Origin of the sequence: Roseibacterium elongatum DSM 19469 (assembly GCF_000590925.1) — a bacterium.
Classification (GTDB): Bacteria; Pseudomonadota; Alphaproteobacteria; order Rhodobacterales; family Rhodobacteraceae; genus Roseibacterium; species Roseibacterium elongatum.
In genome coordinates this window covers 2,992,916-3,011,244 of the sequence record NZ_CP004372.1, presented here as the reverse complement: position 1 = coordinate 3,011,244, position 18,329 = coordinate 2,992,916, and the positions used below count along the sequence as shown (strand labels likewise).

Annotated in this window: 14 protein-coding genes and 2 pseudogenes; 3 read left to right on the top strand and 13 right to left on the bottom strand. The window is 67.4% G+C overall.

Features of this window, described 5'->3' with window-relative positions:
* Window positions 1-12 precede the first annotated feature (12 nt).
* Window positions 13-1,029, bottom strand: coding sequence for an anthranilate phosphoribosyltransferase (trpD, locus tag ROSELON_RS14630; RefSeq protein ID WP_025313076.1), 1,017 nt, complete (start codon window positions 1,027-1,029; stop codon window positions 13-15).
* Window positions 1,026-1,614 (bottom strand): annotated as a pseudogene (locus ROSELON_RS17900) (anthranilate synthase component II). Before ROSELON_RS17900 ends, trpD begins: the two are co-directional and overlap by 4 nt.
* A 168-nt stretch (window positions 1,615-1,782) precedes the next feature.
* On the opposite strand from ROSELON_RS17900, the gene ROSELON_RS17605 reads away from it, so the two are divergent.
* A complete protein-coding gene (locus tag ROSELON_RS17605; protein WP_156945954.1) occupies window positions 1,783-3,624 on the top strand; it encodes a divergent polysaccharide deacetylase family protein in 1,842 nt (613 codons plus the stop codon).
* Window positions 3,625-3,709: 85 nt separating this feature from the next.
* Here ROSELON_RS17605 and trpE read toward each other — a convergent pair whose 3' ends face one another.
* From trpE to ssb, 4 genes and pseudogenes are all read right to left on the bottom strand, one after another.
* Window positions 3,710-5,221 (bottom strand): anthranilate synthase component I, encoded by a 1,512-nt coding sequence (trpE, locus tag ROSELON_RS14620; protein WP_025313074.1) that lies wholly within the window; start codon window positions 5,219-5,221, stop codon window positions 3,710-3,712.
* A complete protein-coding gene (locus tag ROSELON_RS14615; protein ID WP_025313073.1) occupies window positions 5,221-7,074 on the bottom strand; it encodes a peptidylprolyl isomerase in 1,854 nt (617 codons plus the stop codon). The genes trpE and ROSELON_RS14615 overlap by 1 nt, the downstream gene beginning before the upstream one ends.
* A gap of 42 nt (window positions 7,075-7,116) precedes the next feature.
* Window positions 7,117-8,321 (bottom strand): annotated as a pseudogene (locus ROSELON_RS14610) (aminotransferase).
* A gap of 74 nt (window positions 8,322-8,395) precedes the next feature.
* Window positions 8,396-8,908 (bottom strand): single-stranded DNA-binding protein, encoded by a 513-nt coding sequence (gene ssb, locus ROSELON_RS14605; RefSeq protein ID WP_025313072.1) that lies wholly within the window; start codon window positions 8,906-8,908, stop codon window positions 8,396-8,398.
* A 233-nt stretch (window positions 8,909-9,141) separates the two neighbouring features.
* On the opposite strand from ssb, the gene ROSELON_RS14600 reads away from it, so the two are divergent.
* Window positions 9,142-9,669, top strand: a complete 528-nt coding sequence (locus ROSELON_RS14600) for a lytic transglycosylase domain-containing protein (protein WP_245605353.1) — start codon at window positions 9,142-9,144, stop codon at window positions 9,667-9,669.
* Between the two features lie 4 nt (window positions 9,670-9,673).
* Here the strand turns inward: ROSELON_RS14600 and ROSELON_RS14595 are convergent, their stop codons facing one another.
* The 7 genes from ROSELON_RS14595 to ROSELON_RS14565 form a co-directional block, all read right to left on the bottom strand.
* A complete protein-coding gene (locus ROSELON_RS14595) occupies window positions 9,674-9,889 on the bottom strand; it encodes a hypothetical protein (protein WP_025313070.1) in 216 nt (71 codons plus the stop codon).
* Window positions 9,886-11,043 carry an aromatic ring-hydroxylating oxygenase subunit alpha gene (locus ROSELON_RS14590; RefSeq protein WP_051508423.1) on the bottom strand — a complete coding sequence of 386 codons (1,158 nt, stop codon included), beginning with the start codon at window positions 11,041-11,043 and terminating at the stop codon, window positions 9,886-9,888. Before ROSELON_RS14590 ends, ROSELON_RS14595 begins: the two co-directional genes overlap by 4 nt.
* A gap of 157 nt (window positions 11,044-11,200) precedes the next feature.
* On the bottom strand, window positions 11,201-11,806 hold the full coding sequence (locus tag ROSELON_RS14585; RefSeq protein ID WP_025313068.1) for a hypothetical protein: 606 nt from the start codon (window positions 11,804-11,806) through the stop codon (window positions 11,201-11,203).
* A complete protein-coding gene (ilvN, locus tag ROSELON_RS14580) occupies window positions 11,803-12,363 on the bottom strand; it encodes an acetolactate synthase small subunit (protein WP_025313067.1) in 561 nt (186 codons plus the stop codon). The genes ROSELON_RS14585 and ilvN overlap by 4 nt, the downstream gene beginning before the upstream one ends.
* A gap of 107 nt (window positions 12,364-12,470) precedes the next feature.
* Window positions 12,471-14,129 (bottom strand): BCCT family transporter, encoded by a 1,659-nt coding sequence (locus ROSELON_RS14575; RefSeq protein WP_025313066.1) that lies wholly within the window; start codon window positions 14,127-14,129, stop codon window positions 12,471-12,473.
* 92 nt (window positions 14,130-14,221) lie between these two features.
* Window positions 14,222-14,641, bottom strand: a complete 420-nt coding sequence (locus ROSELON_RS14570; RefSeq protein WP_025313065.1) for a universal stress protein — start codon at window positions 14,639-14,641, stop codon at window positions 14,222-14,224.
* A 240-nt stretch (window positions 14,642-14,881) separates the two neighbouring features.
* On the bottom strand, window positions 14,882-16,633 hold the full coding sequence (locus tag ROSELON_RS14565) for an acetolactate synthase 3 large subunit (protein ID WP_025313064.1): 1,752 nt from the start codon (window positions 16,631-16,633) through the stop codon (window positions 14,882-14,884).
* Window positions 16,634-17,189: 556 nt separating this feature from the next.
* Between ROSELON_RS14565 and ROSELON_RS14560 the strand changes: the two genes are divergently transcribed.
* Complete coding sequence (locus tag ROSELON_RS14560; RefSeq protein WP_025313063.1) at window positions 17,190-18,275, top strand: TRAP transporter substrate-binding protein; 1,086 nt, start codon at window positions 17,190-17,192, stop codon at window positions 18,273-18,275.
* Window positions 18,276-18,329: the final 54 nt, after the last annotated feature.

Below are 18,329 nucleotides of genomic sequence, written 5' to 3'. Positions count from 1 at the left end.
TGTTTGTGCCGGTCAGGCGGCGGATGTCACGCGCGCAAGCGCCTCGACGGCGGCTTTGGCGCGACCGGAATCGATACTGTCGGCGGCCATTTCAGCCCCCTCGCGCAGTCCGTCTGCCTTGCCCGCCACCACCAGCGCGGCGGCGGCATTCAGCAGAACGGCATCGCGGTAGGCCCCCGGCGCGCCATCCAGCAGCGCGCGGAACGCAGTGGCATTCTCGGCGGGCGTGCCCCCCAAGATATCGCGGAACGGGTGTTCGGGCAGGCCGGCCTCTTCGGGGTGCACCTCGCGGCCGGTGATCTTGCCGTCCTTGAGTTCCGCGACCGAGGTCGCGCCCGAGATCGAGATCTCGTCGGTGCCGTCAGACCCATGGACCAGCCACGCCGCCTCGGACCCCAGCGCCTGCAATGTCTCGGCCATGGGAAAGATCAGGTCGATGGCGAAGGCGCCGGTCAACTGCCGCTTGACGCCTGCCGGGTTGGTCAGCGGCCCCAGGATGTTGAAGATCGTCTTGCAGCCCAGTTCCTGCCGGACGGGCATGACGTGCTTCATCGCCGGGTGATGCATGGGCGCCATCATGAAACCGATCCCGGCCTCGGTCAGGGCGCGTTCGACGACCTCTGGCCCGACCATCACGTTTACGCCCATCTCGGTCAGCGCATCCGCCGCCCCGGATTTCGACGACAGGTTTCGATTGCCGTGCTTGGCCACAGGCACGCCTGCCCCCGCCACGACAAAGGCCGTCGCGGTCGAGATGTTCAGCGTGCCCTTGCCGTCGCCGCCCGTGCCCACAATGTCCATCGCGCCCTCGGGCGCTTTGACCGGGGTGCATTTGGCGCGCATCACGGCGGCCGCGGCGGCGTATTCGGCCACCGACTCGCCCCGTGCGCGCATCGACATCAACAACCCCGCGATCTGGGCGGGGGTGGCGCGCCCCTCGAACAACTCGTCAAAGGCATGCTCGGCCTGCGCGCGCGACAGCGGCCCCTCGGAGGCGGCAAAGATCAGGGGTTTCATCGCATCGCTCATGCGGGAACGGCCTCCTTGGCCATGTCGAGGAAGGTCTTCAGCATCGCATGCCCGTGTTCCGAGCGGATGCTTTCGGGGTGAAACTGCACGCCCTCGATGGGCAGCGATCTGTGCCGCAGGCCCATGATGGTGCCGTCGGGACAGGTCGGCCGTGATCTCAAGATCGGTCGGAAGGCTGTCGCGCGCGACCACCAGCGAATGGTATCGCGTCGCCTTGAGCGGCGAGGGCAGGCCCGCAAAGACGCCTTTGCCCTCGTGGCGGATCTCGCCCATCTTGCCATGCACGATCTCGGTGTGGCGGATCACCGTGCCGCCGAACGCCTCGCCGATCGTCTGATGCCCCAGGCAAACCCCGAAAAGCGGCACGCCGGCCCCGGCGGCGGCGCGGGTCAGCGGCACGCAAATGCCCGCCTGCGCCGGGTCGCAGGGCCCGGGCGACAGCACGATGGCCTCGGGGGCCATGGCCAGCGCCTCCTGCACGCTGAGGGCGTCATTGCGGACCACCTTCAGATCGGCCCCCAGCTCGCCCAGATAATGGACCAGATTGTAGGTGAAGCTGTCGTAATTATCGATCAGCAGCAACATCGCGTCCGCCTTTCGCGAAAAGGGGTGAAGGCGCCGGGCGCCCGATGTATACATGTCCCAAAGCCGCGTGCCGGGGTCAAGGCAATGACGACCGGGACAAGACGGCGCGGACGAGGCGACGCGCAGGGCCGGATCATGGCCTGACGCGTATGGCAGATGGAGGGATCGATGGGCGGTGGGATCATCCGGGGCGTGATCTGGGGCGGCCTTGTGGCGGTTGTGGTTGCGGGGGCCGTATCCTTGTCGACGCCGCTGCCCGAGCGCGGCGCGCGCACCGCTGTGGCACCGGCGACAGGCGCGCCGGAGGTGGGCGACAGCAGCCCGGTGGGGCTGGGCCGCACGACCGATGCAGAGCCCGAGACCGGCACCCAGACGACCGATGCGGAAGGGACCAGCGGTTTGGGCGAGGCCGCGTCGCCGACCATCGGTCCCGACGCAGACCCGGTGGCCGAAGGCGAGACGACGGCCCTCGCGCCAGAACCGTCGGGCGCGGATGACGGGGTACAAGCCCCGGCCACGGCCGCAGAGGGCGCGTCATCGGGCCCCGCGACGGCGATCCCGCTGCCCGCCGGGTCCGAGTTCAACCGTCCGCCGCCCGAGGAAGCGGCCGCATTGCCCGAAACCGATACCGCGCCGCAGGCCACTACACCACGCGCGCCCGCCGAGCCCGGGGGCACGGTGCCCCAGGCGCTCGATACCGCGCCGGCCCCACAGCCCGACATCGCCGTCTCGCCGACCCCGCCGGTGCCCGCGGCCCTGGCCGCCATCGACATGGACGCGCCCGATCTGGGCGGCGGTGACCCGCAACCCGGCGTGGCGGCCACGGGGCCGGGCCCGTTGCAGACGCAGGGCCCCGAAACCGCGCCAAGCCCGGAAACGGCCCCGGCCCCGGTGCCGGACGCGACCGAGCCTGTCGCGGGTGACGATGACGGGCCACCGCCGACAGCGCCCGCGGACACCGCCCCCGCGCCCGAGGTGGCCACGGCCCCCGCGCCGGTTCTGGACGACGACACCCCGCTGCCGCCCGTTCGCCGCCTTGTCCCGCCGCAGGGGGCCGCCCCCCTTGGGCTGGTGACCGAGGACGATCTGGCCGTGCCGGGCGGGCCGATGCCCCCCGCCGCACCTCAACCCGCGCCACAGCCGGGCGGGGCCGAGATGCAGACAGCCGAAGACCCCGCGGCCCCCGCCCCGCCGCGCAGCCTGCGGGTTGGCGCGCCCGGCGCCCTGCCGCAGGTGGCGGCGCCGGACAGGCCGGACGCGACGGTCGAGGGGGCGGACCCGGCGGCCGAGGCCGACATGCCCGACGCGGCCGATGCGGCCCAGGCCGGCGCGCTGGCGCGTTACGCGGTGCCCTTCGATGCCCAAGGCGACGAGCGTCCGCTGATCGCGGTGGTTCTGATCGACGATCCCGAGGCTGGCCTGGACATCGCCACGTTGACCCGGTTTTCCTTTCCGGTCGCCTTCGCCATCGACCCGCTGCGCGCCGATGCCGCGAGCCGCGCCGCCGCCTTTCGCGCTGCGGGGTTCGAGGTGCTGATCCTCGGCGGCGGTCTGCCCGCCGGGGCCACGCCGCAGGATGTCGAGGTCGCCCTGGCCGAGGCCAACCGCGCCGTGCCCGAGGCCATCGCGCTGCTCGATACGCCGGACAGCCGCATCCAGTCGGATCGCCCCGTTCTGGATGCGGCCGTGGGCCATGTGGCCGGGCGTGGGCAGGGCATGCTGGCCTTTGCCCGCGGCCTGAACGCGGCCGAGCAAACCGCGCTGCGTGCGGATGTGCCCGCCGTGACCCTGTTCCGCCTGCTCGATGACGAGGACCAGCGCGCCACCGTCATCACCCGCTACCTTGGCCGTGCCGAGTTCGCCGCGCAGCAGGAAGGCGCGGTTGTCGTCGCGGGCCGCACGCGGCCCGATACGGTCACCGCCCTGTTTTCCTGGGCGCTGTCGGGTCGCAACGAGGGCGTGGCGATTGCGCCGGTCTCCGAGGTGTTGCGCCGCGCGCTGTCGGAGTGACCAACGCGCGGTGGACGGGCGGAAAACCCGGGTTTTCCGTGCCGTTTTCGCCGGCGAAAACGCGCCCGGGCGCAACCGATCTTCCCTAGAGGTTGCCGCGCCCGGTGAACAGGCCCGCATCCTCGGCCGCCTTGCGGATGGCGCGCGACTTGTTCACGGTTTCCACGAACTCGGCCTCGGGGTCGCTGTCATAGACGACACCGCCGCCGGCCTGGATATAGAGCTTGCCGTTCTGAACCACGGCGGTGCGCAGCGCGATGCACATGTCCATGTCGCCGCCGGCGCTGAAATAGCCCACGCCGCCGCCATAGACGCCGCGCTTTTCGGGCTCCAGCTCGTCGATGATCTCCATCGCGCGGACCTTTGGCGCGCCCGAGACGGTGCCAGCGGGCAGACCCGCCAACAGGGCCGACAGCGCGTCATGCTCGTCGCTCAATTCGCCCACCACGTTCGACACGATATGCATGACATGGCTGTAGCGTTCGACGATGAATTCCTCGGTCGGGTGCACGGTGCCGATCCTGGCGACACGGCCCACGTCGTTGCGCCCCAGATCCAGCAGCATCAGGTGTTCGGCCAGTTCCTTCTCGTCGGCCATCAGGTCGGCCTCGAGGGCGCGGTCTTCCTCGGGCGTCGCGCCGCGCGGCCGGGTGCCCGCAATCGGGCGGATCGTGACCTCGCCGTCAAAGACCCTGACCAGGATCTCGGGGCTGGCGCCCACCACCTGGAAGCCGTCGAAGTTGAAATAGAACATGAAGGGCGACGGGTTCGTCCGGCGCAGCGCACGATACAGCGCAAAGGGCGGCTGCGGGAAATCGACCGTCCAGCGCTGCGAGGGCACGACCTGAAAGATGTCGCCCGCGCGGATGTAATCCTTGGCGGTTTCCACGGCGGCGAGATAATCGGACTTGGCGAAATTCGAGACCGGCTCGCCGACGGGCTGCGCCGCGCCCATCTCCCGGGCGGCGGCGGGCGGCGCGCGTTCCAGATCGCGCAGCGCGTCCGAGACCCGTTCGGCGGCCTGGGCATAGGCGGCCCGCGCCGACAGGCCCGAGGCGACCCAGGCCGGCGCGACCACGGTGACCTCGCCCTTGACCCCGTCCAGCACCGCCACGACCGAGGGGCGCATCAACACAGCGTCCGGCAGCCCGAGCGGATCGGGGTTCACGTCCGGCAGATGCTCGACCAGCCGGATCATGTCGTATCCCAGATAGCCGAACAGCCCGGCGGCCGCCGCCGGCAGGTCGGCGGGCATGTCGATGGCCGATTCCGCCAGCAGCGCGCGCAGCGCCTCGAGCGGGGGCCGGGTGCAGGGCTCGAACGCGTCGCGGTCATAGCGGGCGCTGCGGTTCAGGCGACTTTCCGTGCCGCGGCATTGCCAGATCAGATCGGGTTTCATCCCGATGATCGAGTAACGGCCGCGCACTTCGCCGCCGGTCACGGACTCGAGGATAAAGGCGTCGCGCCCGGCCTCGGTCAGTTTCAGCATCACCGATACCGGCGTATCCAGATCGGCGGCCAGGCGGGCATAGACCAACTGGTTCCTGCCGGCGGCCCAGCCGGCCTCGAAGCTTTCGAAATCCGGGGTCAGGGCCATCAGGGGAACTGCGAATGCACGGCGTTGATGACGCCCTGGTCAAGCTGGATGCCGGCCTGCGCCTCGAGCGCGCGCCCGAAACTTTCGAAAATGTCCTGGGTCAGCGACTGCGTCACGGTCTGCGACATGATCTGCAACAGGATCGCGGTGTCCGGCGCATCGCGGGCCGCGGGGTTGATCGCGTCGAGGCGCACGATATGGGCCGCCTCGGCCGCGGGAACCATGACGATATCGCCCGGCTCGTCCAGTTGGAACGCCTGCGCCACCAGTGTGGGCGGCAGACCGGGCACGAAATCCTGGCGCCGGATCATGCGTTCCTGGGTGAGATCGCCCAGATCCTCGAGCGGCGCGCCGGTGGCCACTTGTCCGACAAGCTCCGAGGCGCGGTCTGCCACGGCCGCGCGCAGGGCGGTGGCGCGCCAGGCCGCGGCGACCTCGTCCTCGATCTCGGCCAGCGGCGGCAGGGTGGGGGGCACGACCTCGTCCAGGCGCAGGGCAAACAGCCCGCCATCCGACAGCTCCAGCAGTTCGGGGAAATCCCCCTCGCGGACCGCGTCGGCGGCGTCGCGAAACGCATCATAGGCGGCAATCGCCTCTTCCGAGGTTGCGGTATAGGCGATCGAGCCCAGCGTCATGTCCGTGGTCTCGCCCAGTTCCTCGAGCGTCGCGCCCGAGGCCAGGTCGTCGTCGATCATCTCGCGCATGTCGTCGATCCGACGCCGCGCGGCCTCTTCCGCCAATTCCTGGCGCAGATCGTCACGCGCCGCGTCAAAGGACACTTCGCTGGCCTCGAGCACGGCATTCACACGGTAGAGCGCCGGCCCCAGCGAGGATGGCAGGGGCCCGAGAATTTCGCTTTCGGTGTCGTTGAAGATGACCTCGGATGCGTCGGCCGGCAGGTCGCCGGCGGCCACCTCGCCGATATCGACATCGTCGAGGGTCAGGTCACGCTCGCGCACAAGCGTGTCGAAATCGGTGTCGCCGGCGGCGATGGCATCGGCGGCCTCTTGCGCGGCGGCCTCGCTGCCGAAGGCCAGCCGTTCCAGCAGCCGGCGTTCGGGCTGCACATACAGGTCGATCCGGTCGTCATAGAGCCCGCGCAGGGCCTGTTCGTCGACCGCGACCTGATCCATGATCTGGTCGGGGGTGATCCAGGCATAGGTGATGCCCTTGGCCTGCGGCCGGGTGAAGCGCTGCGGGTTTTCGTCGTAGTAGCTGGCCAGATCCTGCGCCGTCGGGTCGGGCAACCCGTCCTGCAGATCGGCCTCGGTGACCGTCAGGATCGAGATGTCGCGCGTTTCGCCCTGAAAGGCGACCAGCGTTTCGGAATAGACCGAGGGGGCCGAGAGGCCACCGACGACGGCAACCTGCAGCAAGGAGCGCGCCGTGTCCGCGCGCACGTCCTCTTCGAACTCGGTCGCATCTAGTCCCTGCTGTGACAGCACGAACTCATAGCTTTCACGGTCGAAGGCGCCGTCGACACCGGCGAAGGCGTCGATTTCGGTGATCTGGCGGGCGACCTCCTCGTCGCCGACGGACAGGCCCATCGCCAGGGCCTCGTTCGACAGCGCGGCGCGGGCCACGAGCGCCTGCAGCACGGCGGTATCGACGCCTTGCGCGCGCAGGTCGGCCAGGTTGATCGGCTCGCCGGTTTCCGCGATGCGGGCGCGGATCTCGCTTTGCAGGGCGCGGGCATAGTCGTTGGCCGTGATTTCGACCTCGCCGATCTGGCCCACGCGCGTCGCCGACCCGCCGAACGAGCCGATGCCGAACCCCGCCAGGGCCACGAACAGAAGGCCGAGCAAGACCCAGACGAACAGGTTGGAGGCCTTTTTGACAGCCGTTTTCGCCATTCCTTCAGCGTCCTTTCATCGTCACATCGCCGCCCGTCCGACTTACGCGGAAGGTTGGGGCGGGGCAAGGGTGGCCAGGCGGCGCGTCACCTCGGCCAGACCCTCGGCATCGGCATTGGCGAAGGCGATGCGCAAGGTCGCCTCGGCCTGGCCGCTGCCGCCCTCGGGCTTGAGGGGGCCGAACATGGTGCCGGGCAGGGTCAGCAGGCCGGCCGCGTCCACCAGGTGGCGCGCCACGATGTCCGAGGGCGCATCGAACGGGGGCGCACATAGGCGAAATAGGCGCCGCAGCCCAAGAGCCGCCAATGGGGCAGGCGCTGGAACCCGGCAATCACCGCATCGCGCCGCGCCAGGATCTCCAGCCGCTCGCCGGCCAGCCAGGCGCCGAGGTTGCGCCATCCCCCACCACGCGCGCCGACCTGTCCCAGCTGCGGCGGACAGATGGCCACGGTGTCGAGGAATTTTTCGACCTCGGCCAACCGAGCCTCGGAGGTCATCAAGGCGCCAACCCGGTGGCCGGTCAGGCGGTAGGCTTTTGAAAAGGAGTAGAGATGGACCAGCGTCTCGTCCCAGTCGGGATCGCTGAACAGGTCATGCGGCGCGTCGGTCGAGGAATGGAAATCGCGGTAGGTTTCATCGACCACCAGGGCCAGACCACGGGCGCGGGCCAGATCGCGGAAGGCGGCGATCAACGTGGGCGGGTATTCGACGCCCGCCGGGTTGTTGGGCGTGACCAGGACGATGGCGCGCGTGCGGTCTGTCAACAACGCCGCCGCGCGATCGGGATCGGGCAAGAGATCGTCGCCCGTGGGCAGGCCGATCGTGGCCACGCCCTGCATGTCCAGCCACATCTTGTGGTTGAAGTAATAGGGCAGGGGCAGCATCACCGCATCGCCCGGCGCGGCGATGGTCGCCATCGCGGCGCAGAAGGCCTGGTTGCAGCCGGCGGTCACCGCCACTTGCGCGGGGCGGATCGTGCCGCCATAGGCCGCCGACCATTGACCGGCCAGTTCGTCGCGCAGCGCGGGATGTCCCAGCACCGGCCCGTAGAGATGCGTCGCGTCCTCGTCCATCACGGCGCGGGCCATGGCCTCTTTCAGGGCGTCGGGGGGCGGGTCCACCGGCGCGGCCTGGCTGAGATTGATCAGCGGGCGATCCGCGGCAAAGGTCTTGCCCGCGATCCAGCGGCGCGCCTCCATCACCGGTGGCGCGAAGGTGCCCCTGACGTTCGGATTGATCGGCTGCATTGCCTGGCCCCCTGACCGCCGCGCCACAGGCGGTCGGCTGTCGATGTTGGTCTGCGCCATACGCGATCCCGGTGTCAGAACGGGATCTCGTCATCCATGTCGTTGCCGCCGGACGGGCCGCCATAGCCGCCGCCCGAGGGGCCGCCGCGATCGTCGGGAAAGCTGGAGCCGCCGCCATAGCCGCCGCCCTGCGATCCGCCGTAACCGCCGCCGCCGCCCCCGCCCTGGCCGCTGTCACGCCCGTCTAGGAAGGTCAGTTCCCCGGCATAGGGGCGCAGGACGACCTCGGTCGAGTAGCGATCCTGCCCGCTCTGGTCCTGCCATTTGCGGGTTTCGAGCTTGCCCTCGATATACACTTTCGAGCCCTTGCGAAGGTATTGCTCGGCCAGGCGTGCCAAGTTCTCGTTGAAGATCGCGACCGAGTGCCATTCGGTCCGTTCGCGCCGTTCGCCGGTGTTGCGATCCTTCCACGTCTCCGAGGTGGCGATGCGCAGGTTGCACACCTTGCCCCCGTTCTGAAAGCTGCGCACCTCGGGGTCGCGGCCCAGATTGCCGATCAGGATCACCTTGTTGACGGAACCGGCCATCGTCGTCCTCCATGCCTCTGACAACTTGTCTCTGCGCGCCAGGACCGATTCCCGCACGCAATTGTTCGAGGCGTTTAGAACACCACAGAAGTTTTAATAAAACCCTTAACACTCGGGCGCGGCGACAGGCTGGAAAATTCGCGAAAAATGTGTATCGTCGCGCGGTCTTACAGTTGTTGGAGAGCAAGATGCGGGCTTTGTCGTCCCTTTGCCGTCTCGGTCTTGCGGTGGCCATGACCCTTCCGGTCGCGGCCTGGGGGCAGGGCGTGCCCGAGCGGTTCAACCGTGCCTTCGACGTGCTGGATGGGCGTGCAGCGACGCAATACCAGTTCTCGGCGCGTCTGCGCCCCGATGCCGACAGCCGCGACGGCGTTCCGGCCTATGTCGGCGGCTATACCGGCCCATGGCTCGAGGTGGCGCGGGCCGCGGCGCGGCGCCATGGCATCCCCGAGGATCTGTACCTGCGCCTCGTGCATCAGGAAAGCGGATGGAACCCCGAGGCGGTCAGCCACGCCGGCGCCATCGGTCTTGCCCAGTTGATGCCGGATACGGCCACCCTGCTGGGGGTCGATCCCACCGATCCGAGCGCGAACTTGGATGCGGGCGCGCGGTATCTTGCGCAGCAATACCGCGATTTCGGACGCTGGGACCATGCGCTGGCCGCCTATAACGCGGGGCCAGAGGCGGTGCGCAGCCATAACGGCATCCCGCCTTATGCCGAGACGCAGGATTACGTGCGCATCATCCTCGGCACCGGCTAGGCGCTCAGGGGCGGTCCGCCCCAAGGGCGACCAGGGTCGCGCGCAGCGATTGCGCGCGCGGGTCGCCGGCCTCCAATGCAAAGACGAAGGCCTGTGTCAGGTAGAACGCCGCCGCCGGGCTGTCGCTGACCTCGGCCGCCTCGGCATAAAGGCGGATCAAGGCGGCGCGATCATCCGTTTCGTGGGCGGACAACAAAGCGGCATCGAGCCTCGCGCTCATGCCGACCCCTCACGCAGCGCCTGCATGCGCGCGGCCACCCAATCGTGAAAGCAATGCGTCGGCCCGTCCATCGCGGGCGAAAACCGCCCGCCATCGAAACCGCTGGCGAAGCGCCCGCGCTGCATCCCCTCGACCACGAAGATGTCTTCGACGAAGACGCCTTTCCACTGCGTCGCGTTCTTGGCGCGCATCACCTCGTCGGTGCCGGGCCGGGCGTAGTAGATATGGACATGTTCGCGGGTGCGGTCATGGGCCACGGGTTCGAGTATGATCGCAAAGGTATGGTCGCGGTGCACGCCAAGCAGCAGGTTGGGATAAAGGGCCACGTATTCCGCGCCCGTGTCCCACTTGTCGCAGAGCCCCTCGAAATCGGGAAAGACCTCCTCCATCGTGCCGCGCAGCTGGCGGTAGACAAGGGTGCCTTGCCCCGAATACCGGCCGGGCTGCGCGATATGATAGTGATCCTCCAGCCGCGAATAGCTGTTCAGCCCGGGATGGACCCAGGGCAGGTGGTAGCTTTCGCAATAGTTTTCGACGGCGAGCTTCCAGTTGGTATTCACCTCGAGCGTGAAGCAGCTGTCGCTGCCGCCGTGATGGAGCGGACGGTCGAATTCGGCCCAGCGGGCGATCAGGTCGGCATGCACCTGCGTGAACGCGGGCGCGTCGCCCGACAGGTTGATGAAGACGACATCCATCCAGATATGGCTGCGGACCTCGACCAACCCGAGCGTGGCGCGGTCGATGCCTGGATGGGCGTTCTGGCCCGGCCCGCCGACATGAGGCGTGGCGACAAGGCGGCCATCCTTGGCGTAGCACCAGGAATGATAGGGGCAGCGGATCGCGCCCTCGATCTTGCGCGGCGCGTCGACCAGGATCATGCCGCGATGGCGGCAGATGTTGAAAAAGACGCGCACCATGCCCGCCTCGTCGCGCAGCATCAACAGCGGCTGGCCGAGGAAATCGAGTGGCCTTGCATCGCCCGGTTCGGGCACGTCGGCGCCCACGGCAAGGGCGGCCCATGTCGTCTCGAGGACGGCGCGGGTTTCCTCGGCGATCGTGGCGGGGTCGGTGTAATGGGCATTGGGCAGGCCATTGGCTTGCTCGATCGGGGCGCGGACGCGGTCGAACACGGTCTGGCGGATGTCGTCGGGCATGTCCGGGCCTCCTTGACGAGAACGCTGGCAGTGTCCTGACGGTGACGGCGGCGGTTCGCGGCGTCTTGCCCGCGGGCGACATAGGCCGTGTCGTGAATCGCCCGACACCGCGCCGCGCAAAGCTGCGCCTTGCGCAAGCGCGTCGCCGGGCGGCGGCTCAGTCGGCGAAGGGGTCGGGAATGGGGCGGTAGCCCTCCAGCCGCCCCCGGTTGGCGCCCCAGATCGTGTCGAGATAGGGGCCATGTGCCAGGATCACCGCGTCGAGACGTGCCTGGCCGGCCGTGTCCGGGCTGGCCTGCGCCAGGGGCATGAGGCTGACGAAGGACAGCACCGCGCTGCTGCCCTCGATCTCGTAGGTGGTGAAGATGGCAGCGCGCTCGTCGAGGGCCGCGGCGCGCCCCCGCCCGGCGAAGACGATCCCCTCGGACCCGAAGCGCGCGACCAGATCGGCCTGTGTCGTCTGTCCGAAGCTCAGCCCGGGCAGGGGGGCGGGACGGGGGCCGCCTTCGGCATTCCAGATCTCGATATAGAGGGTCGATCCGGTGCGGGCATCGCTGGTCACCGACATGGCCGTGCCGTCGGGCCGACGCCAGAGCGCATAGGCGAAGGGGCCTTGCACCTCTTGCCCGATCGGGTCGGGCAGATCCTCGGGCAGTGGAGCGCCAAGGCGGACGCTGCCCAGATCCTGCGCGGCCAGCGGCGTGGTGAGCGCGATGACAAGGGCCAATGCGCGGGCCACCCCACGGGTGTAGCGGCCGGTCACACCCCGCGCGCGATGGCCGCCACGCCCGTGCGGGCCAGGCGCACATCGCCCAAGGGGCGCATCAACTCGCAAAAGGCGTCGACCTTTTCCGGCGTGCCGGTGATCTCGAAAACGAAGGATTCCAGCGTCGAGTCGACCACATTGGCGCGAAAGATCTCGGCGATGCGCAGCGCCTCGACCCGGTGTTCGCCCTTGGAGACGACCTTGATCAGGGCCAGTTCGCGGCTGACGAAGGGGCCTTCGACGGTCAGGTCCGATACCTCGTGGACGGGCACCATGCGGTCGAGCTGCATCTTGATCTGCTGGATCACCTGCGGCGTGCCGCTGGTCACGATGGTGATGCGCGATCGGTGCCCCTCGCGGTCGACCTCGGCCACGGTCAGGCTTTCGATATTGTAGCCGCGCCCGGAAAACAGCCCGATCACCCGCGCCAACACCCCGGCCTCGTTCTGCACGAGAACGGCCAGCGTGTGGGTTTCGACCTCTGCCGACATGTGGCTGCGGAGGTCGTAGGCGGAGTGGCTGCTGGAGCCTTTTTCGATATTGAGCGGCGGCATTGACCCGGATCTCCCTGTGACGTGGCCCCTGAATACACGTGCCCCCGCCGGGATCAAGCGCGAGTCCGGGGCGGGGGCGGGTTTTGGTCAGACCACGGTGGGTCGGATCAGGTATTGGCGCGCTCGGCATGCAGGCCGCGCCAGATAGCGTAGCACAGCAGCAGCAGGACCACGGTGAAGGGCAATCCGGTGGAGATCACCATCGCCTGCAGCGAGGCAAGCCCGCCACCGATCAGCAGCGCGATCGCCACCAGCCCCTCGAAGGTGCACCAGAACACCCGCTGCGGCACCGGCGCGTCGATCTTGCCGCCCGCCGTGATCGTGTCGATCACGAGGCTGCCCGAGTCCGACGAGGTGACGAAGAACACGATCACCAGGATGATGCCGAGGGTCGAGGTGATGCCCGCCAGCGGCAGGCTTTCGAGCATCGCGAACAGAGACAGTTCCGGGCTGTAGGAGGCGATGACATTGGCATAGACCGCCGAGTCGGTGGTGTTCGCGATCATGTCGTTGATCGCGGCGCCGCCGAAGACGGCCATCCACAGCAGGCACACCAGGCTGGGGATCAGCAGCACGCAGATGATGAATTCGCGCACCGTGCGGCCGCGGCTGACGCGGGCGATGAACATGCCGACGAAGGGTGACCAGCTGATCCACCACGCCCAGTAGAAGGCCGTCCATCCCTCGCGGTATCCGTCATCCTCGCGGCCGAACGGGTTGGACAGCGGCACCACCTCTTGTGTGTAGGCCAACAGGCCCTGACCGAACTCGGTCAGGATGGCGGCGGCCCCGGCGGTGAACAGAACGAAGATCAGCAGCAGCAGCGCCAGCCCCATGTTGATCTCGGACAGGATCTTGACCCCGCCATCCAGACCGCGCAGTACCGAGATCAGCGCCACGGCGGTGATCGCGCAGATCAGGATCACCTGCACGGTCGTGGTGTTGGGAATACCGTAGATGTATTCCAGACCGGCATTGGCCTGTTGCGCCCCGAACCCCAGCGAGGTCGCCAGCCCGAACAGCGTGGCGAAGACCGCGAGCGTGTCGATGATATGCCCCGGCCAACCCCAGACGCGTTCGCCGAGGATCGGGTAGAAGGCCGAGCGGATCGTCAGCGGCAGGCCCTTGTTGTAAGTGAACAGCGCCAGCGCCAGTGCCACCACGGCATAGATCGCCCAAGGGTGCAGCGCCCAGTGGAACGAGGTCGCCGCCAGCGCCATGCGCCGCGCCGCTTCGACGTTCTCAGGGATCAGCGCGCCGTCTTCGGTGAAGGGCCGCACGACGCCAAGCGGTTGATCACCCCACGGGGTGCCGAAGTAATAGGCCGGCTCCAGCACGCCGAAGAACATCAGGCCGATGCCCATGCCCGCGGCGAAGAGCATCGCGAACCAGCCCGCGTAGCTGTAATCGGGCTTGGCCTCGGCGCCGCCGAGGCGGACGCTGCCGACCGGCAGGACGATCAGCACGAGGCAGAATATCACGAAGATGTTCGCCGACATCAGGAAGAACCAGTCGAAATTCGAGGTCAGGGCGGGCCGCAGCCAGCCGAAGAAATCCGCCGCCTGCGTCGGCGCCAGAAGCGCGTAGGCCACGAAGGCCACGATCGACAAACTGGAGATCAGGAAGACCGGGTTGTGGATGTCGAAACCGAAGGGGCCTACCGCCCCCTCGATATTGTCCTGACCGATGTCGTAATCGGTGTCGATGAGGTCCACCTCGCCCTCGGGCTGGGGTATCCCCTGCATGTCCGTGTTGTTGTCCGTCATTCGAGTTCCCTTTGAGGTTGGCCGCTGCGCGCCGGTGGGCCGGCGCCTGTTTCGCGGTCGGTCTTGGGGTCTTTGTCTCGTCTTGCGCGCGCTCAGTCGTCGTCGCGAACGATCATCACCGAATGGTGGCTGAGCGACGCGAGGTGGCCGCCGTGACTGCCCAGATCGAAGCGCTTGGGGATATGCGATCCCATGATGATCAGATCCGCGCAAAGATCCTCGCCCGCCTTTACCAGCTGCTTGTCGAGGTCGACCGCGGGGTCATGCGAGGTGATCGGATCCGACGCGACATCGGCGATCCCGCGCACCTCGGCCTGGGCCGCGGCGAAGTGGGCCAGCTTTTCGGCGAATTCCTCGGGCGTGTGCGCGACCGAACTGGGCTGCGGCGTAGTCACGCCGACATAGGTCACGCGCGCCTCGTAATGGCGCGCCATGTCGGCTGCCACCGCAAGCGCGCGATCGAGCTTCTCGGCATGGCCGAGATCGACCGGAACCATGATGTGTTTGAACACGTGTCCCTCCGGTTTTGTTGGTTTCGTTGCATCTGCGATCCCGTTGGATCGTGAAGGACCGCACCTCAACATGACGAAGGTCGAGATGGAAGGGCCGAAACCGACATTTTCGATGTCGCTTTCGTCACCCACGCCGCGCCGAGGTCGTGTTTCGATCGTCCGACACGGGCTCGGAATGGAAAACGGGCGGGCCTGCGCGGCCCGCCCGTGACACTGAATTCCGTGCCTTTCGGCAGTCGCTCAGACCAAGACCGCGCCGCCCGCCTGGATCACGCCCTGCGTGTCGGCCTCGCCCAGGAGCATCTCGTTATGCGCCTTGCCAGAGGGGATCATCGGGAAGCAGTTTTCGTGCTTTTCGACCACGCAGTCGAAGATGACCGGGCCGTCATAGTCCAGCATCTCCATTATCGCGTCGTCCAGATCGGCCGGATCGGTGCAGAGAATGCCCTTGCAGCCGAAGGCCTCGGCCAGCTTGACGAAATCGGGCAACGCCTCGGACCAGCTGTGCGAGTAGCGCTCGCCGTGCAGCAGTTCCTGCCACTGGCGCACCATGCCGAGGCGTTCGTTGTTGAGGATGAACTGCTTGACCGGGGCGCGATACTGCACCGCGGTGCCCATTTCCTGCATGTTCATCAGCCAGCTGCCTTCGCCGGCAACGTTGATGACCAGCGCGTCGGGATGGGCGATCTGCACCCCGATCGAGGCGGGCACGCCGTAGCCCATGGTCCCCAGGCCCCCGGATGTCATCCAGCGGTTCGGGTCCTCGAAGCCGAGGAATTGCGCGGCCCACATCTGGTGCTGGCCCACCTCGGTCGCGATGTAGCGGTCTCGCCCCTTGGTCAACGCCTCGAGCCGTTCCAGCGCGTATTGCGGTTTGATGACCGCGTCCGAGTTGGTGTAGCGCAGGCATTTCACCGCGCGCCACTGCTCGATCTGCTCCCACCACTTGGCCAGTGCCTCGGACCGGGTCTTGCGGCCGCGCGCCTTCCAGATGCGCAGCATGTCTTCCAGCACATGGGCCACGTCGCCGATGATCGGGAAATCGGCGTGGATCACCTTGTTGATCGAGGACGGGTCGATGTCGATATGGGCCTTGCGCGAGCCGGGGCTGAAATCGGCGATGCGACCCGTGATGCGGTCGTCGAACCGCGCCCCGATATTGATCATCAGGTCGCAGTCATGCATGGCGAGGTTGGCCTCGTAGAGCCCATGCATGCCCAGCATGCCCAGCCATTTGTCGCCCGAGGCCGGGTAGGAGCCCAAACCCATCAGCGTCGAGGTGATCGGGAACCCCGTCGCCTCGACCAGTTCGCGCAACAGCTGGCTGGCCTTGGGGCCCGAGTTGATGACGCCGCCCCCGGTGTAGAAGATCGGGCGCTCGGCCTGTTCCATCGCCTCGACCAGCGCCTCGATCATGGCGGTGTCGCCCTTCACGCGCGGCTGATAGCGGCTCTTGACCTGGGGTTTGGGCGTGTAGGTGCCGGTGGCGAACTGCACATCCTTGGGCAGATCGACCAGAACCGGACCCGGGCGGCCATGCGTCGCGATGTGGAACGCCTCGTGGATCGTGTCCGACAGTCTGTCGGTGTCTTTCACCAGCCAGTTCATCTTGGTGCAGGGGCGGGTGATCCCGACGGTGTCGGCCTCCTGAAAGGCGTCGGAGCCGATCATGAAGGTCGGCACCTGGCCCGTCAGAACAACGATCGGGATCGAATCCATCAGCGCATCGACCAGCCCCGTGACGGCGTTGGTCGCGCCCGGGCCCGAGGTGACCAGAACGACGCCCGGCTTGCCCGTCGAACGGGCATAGCCCTCGGCCGCGTGAACGGCGCCCTGTTCGTGCCGCACCAGGATGTGACGGATCTCGTTTTGCTGAAAGATCTCGTCGTAAATGGGTAGCACCGCGCCGCCCGGATAGCCGAATACCGTATCGACACCCTGTTCCTTCAGGGCCTCGATCACCATCTTCGCGCCTGTCATCTGGCGTGTCATCGCGGATGTCCTTCCATTGTTGTCTCCCGCTCTGTTCCCTTGGGCTGCGGCCCTGCGTTCCGGCACAAAAAAACCCCCGGCGTTTGTCCGAGGGCGCATGGGGTACCGATATGGCTGTCGTTACCGACCCATGCGCGTCCGATCTACTACTACAAGAATGAGGGTCATGACCCGTGGTCCCCTGTGCGAAACTGCGCGCGACACTAGAAAGCCGCCACAGGGGCGTCAACCGTCAAAACGCCCGCTGCGCCCTTTCGCCCGAACAATGTGTCGCAGCATGGTGTGCGGGCGAAAGATTCCGTCGCCGCAAGCGGCCATCGCGACGGTTTCGACTCGGCTGGCGCGACATCGGGGCGCATCACCTTTTCATCCTGCAATCAAGGGTTGAGTGCGGCGAAAACGGGCGATTTTGGTAAGGAAATTTTACAAAAATGTGCGCTTGCGATGCGGAAAGGTGTTTTCTGCGACCATCCGCTTCGCTAACGTGCCGCCACTGACAGTCAAAAAAAGACCCACGATCCGAGGGGTCGTGGATATCCAAATGGGAGGATACCTAATGGATCGTCGTTCATTCCTGCGCACGTCGGCACTCGGCGGCGCGGCAGCCGCGAGCACGTCTCTGGCTGCACCGGCCTACGCGCAGGGCAATCGCACCCTGACCATGGTCACCTCGGTGCCGGACGGGTTCGCCATCTTCGATGATGCGGCCTCGCTTGCCGCCGACATGATCACCACGATGAGCGATGGCGCGCTGACCATCAACAAGATGCCCGCGGGCTCGCTTGTGGGTGCGTTCGAGGTGTTCGACGCCGTGTCGTCCGGCCAGGCCGACATGTATCACTCGGCCGAATACTACTTCCTCAACCAGCATCCGGCCTTTGCCTTCTTCACCTCGGTGCCCTTCGGCATGACCGGCCCCGAGCTGATGTCGTGGTATTACCATCGCGGCGGCATGGACCTGCACCACGAGCTGGCCAGCCTGTTCAACCTCAAGTCCTTCATGTGCGGCAACACCGCCATGCAGCCCGGCGGCTGGTTCAACAGCGAAATCACCTCGGCCGACGATCTGCAGGGCCTGCGCTTCCGCATGCCGGGTCAGGGCGGTCAGGTGCTGGGTCGTCTGGGTGCATCCGTCCAGAACATCCCCGGCGGCGAAATCTACCAGGCGCTGGCCTCGGGCCAGATCGACGGCGCGGAATGGATCGGCCCCTTCGCGGACGAGCGCATGGGTTTCCAGGAAGTCACCTCGATCTACTACACCTCGGGCTTCCACGAGCCGGGCTCGGCGCTGGCGCTGTCGGTCAACCTGGATGTGTGGGAATCGCTGACCCCCGCGCAGCAGAAGATGATCGAAGTCGCCTCCGAGGCGGTGCATGCCAACAACCTGGGCATGTCGCTGGCCGAAAACGGCGCGGCGCTGGCCCGTCTGCAGGCCGAGGGCGTGCAGGTGCGCGAATTCCCCGACGACGTCTGGGATGCCTTCGGCCGCGCCGCCGCCGAAGTGCGCGAAGAGAACATGGGCGACCCGATCTACGCAGAGGTCGCCGAGAGCTACTTCGCCGCAATGGAAGAAACCGCGGCGTGGTGGCAGATCGGCGATGGCGAATACATCCGCCAGCGCAACCGCGTGAACGCGGGCTGATCGTACCCTGATCCTGTGATCCGTCCGGCCCTCGCGGCCGGGCGGACCGTCTTT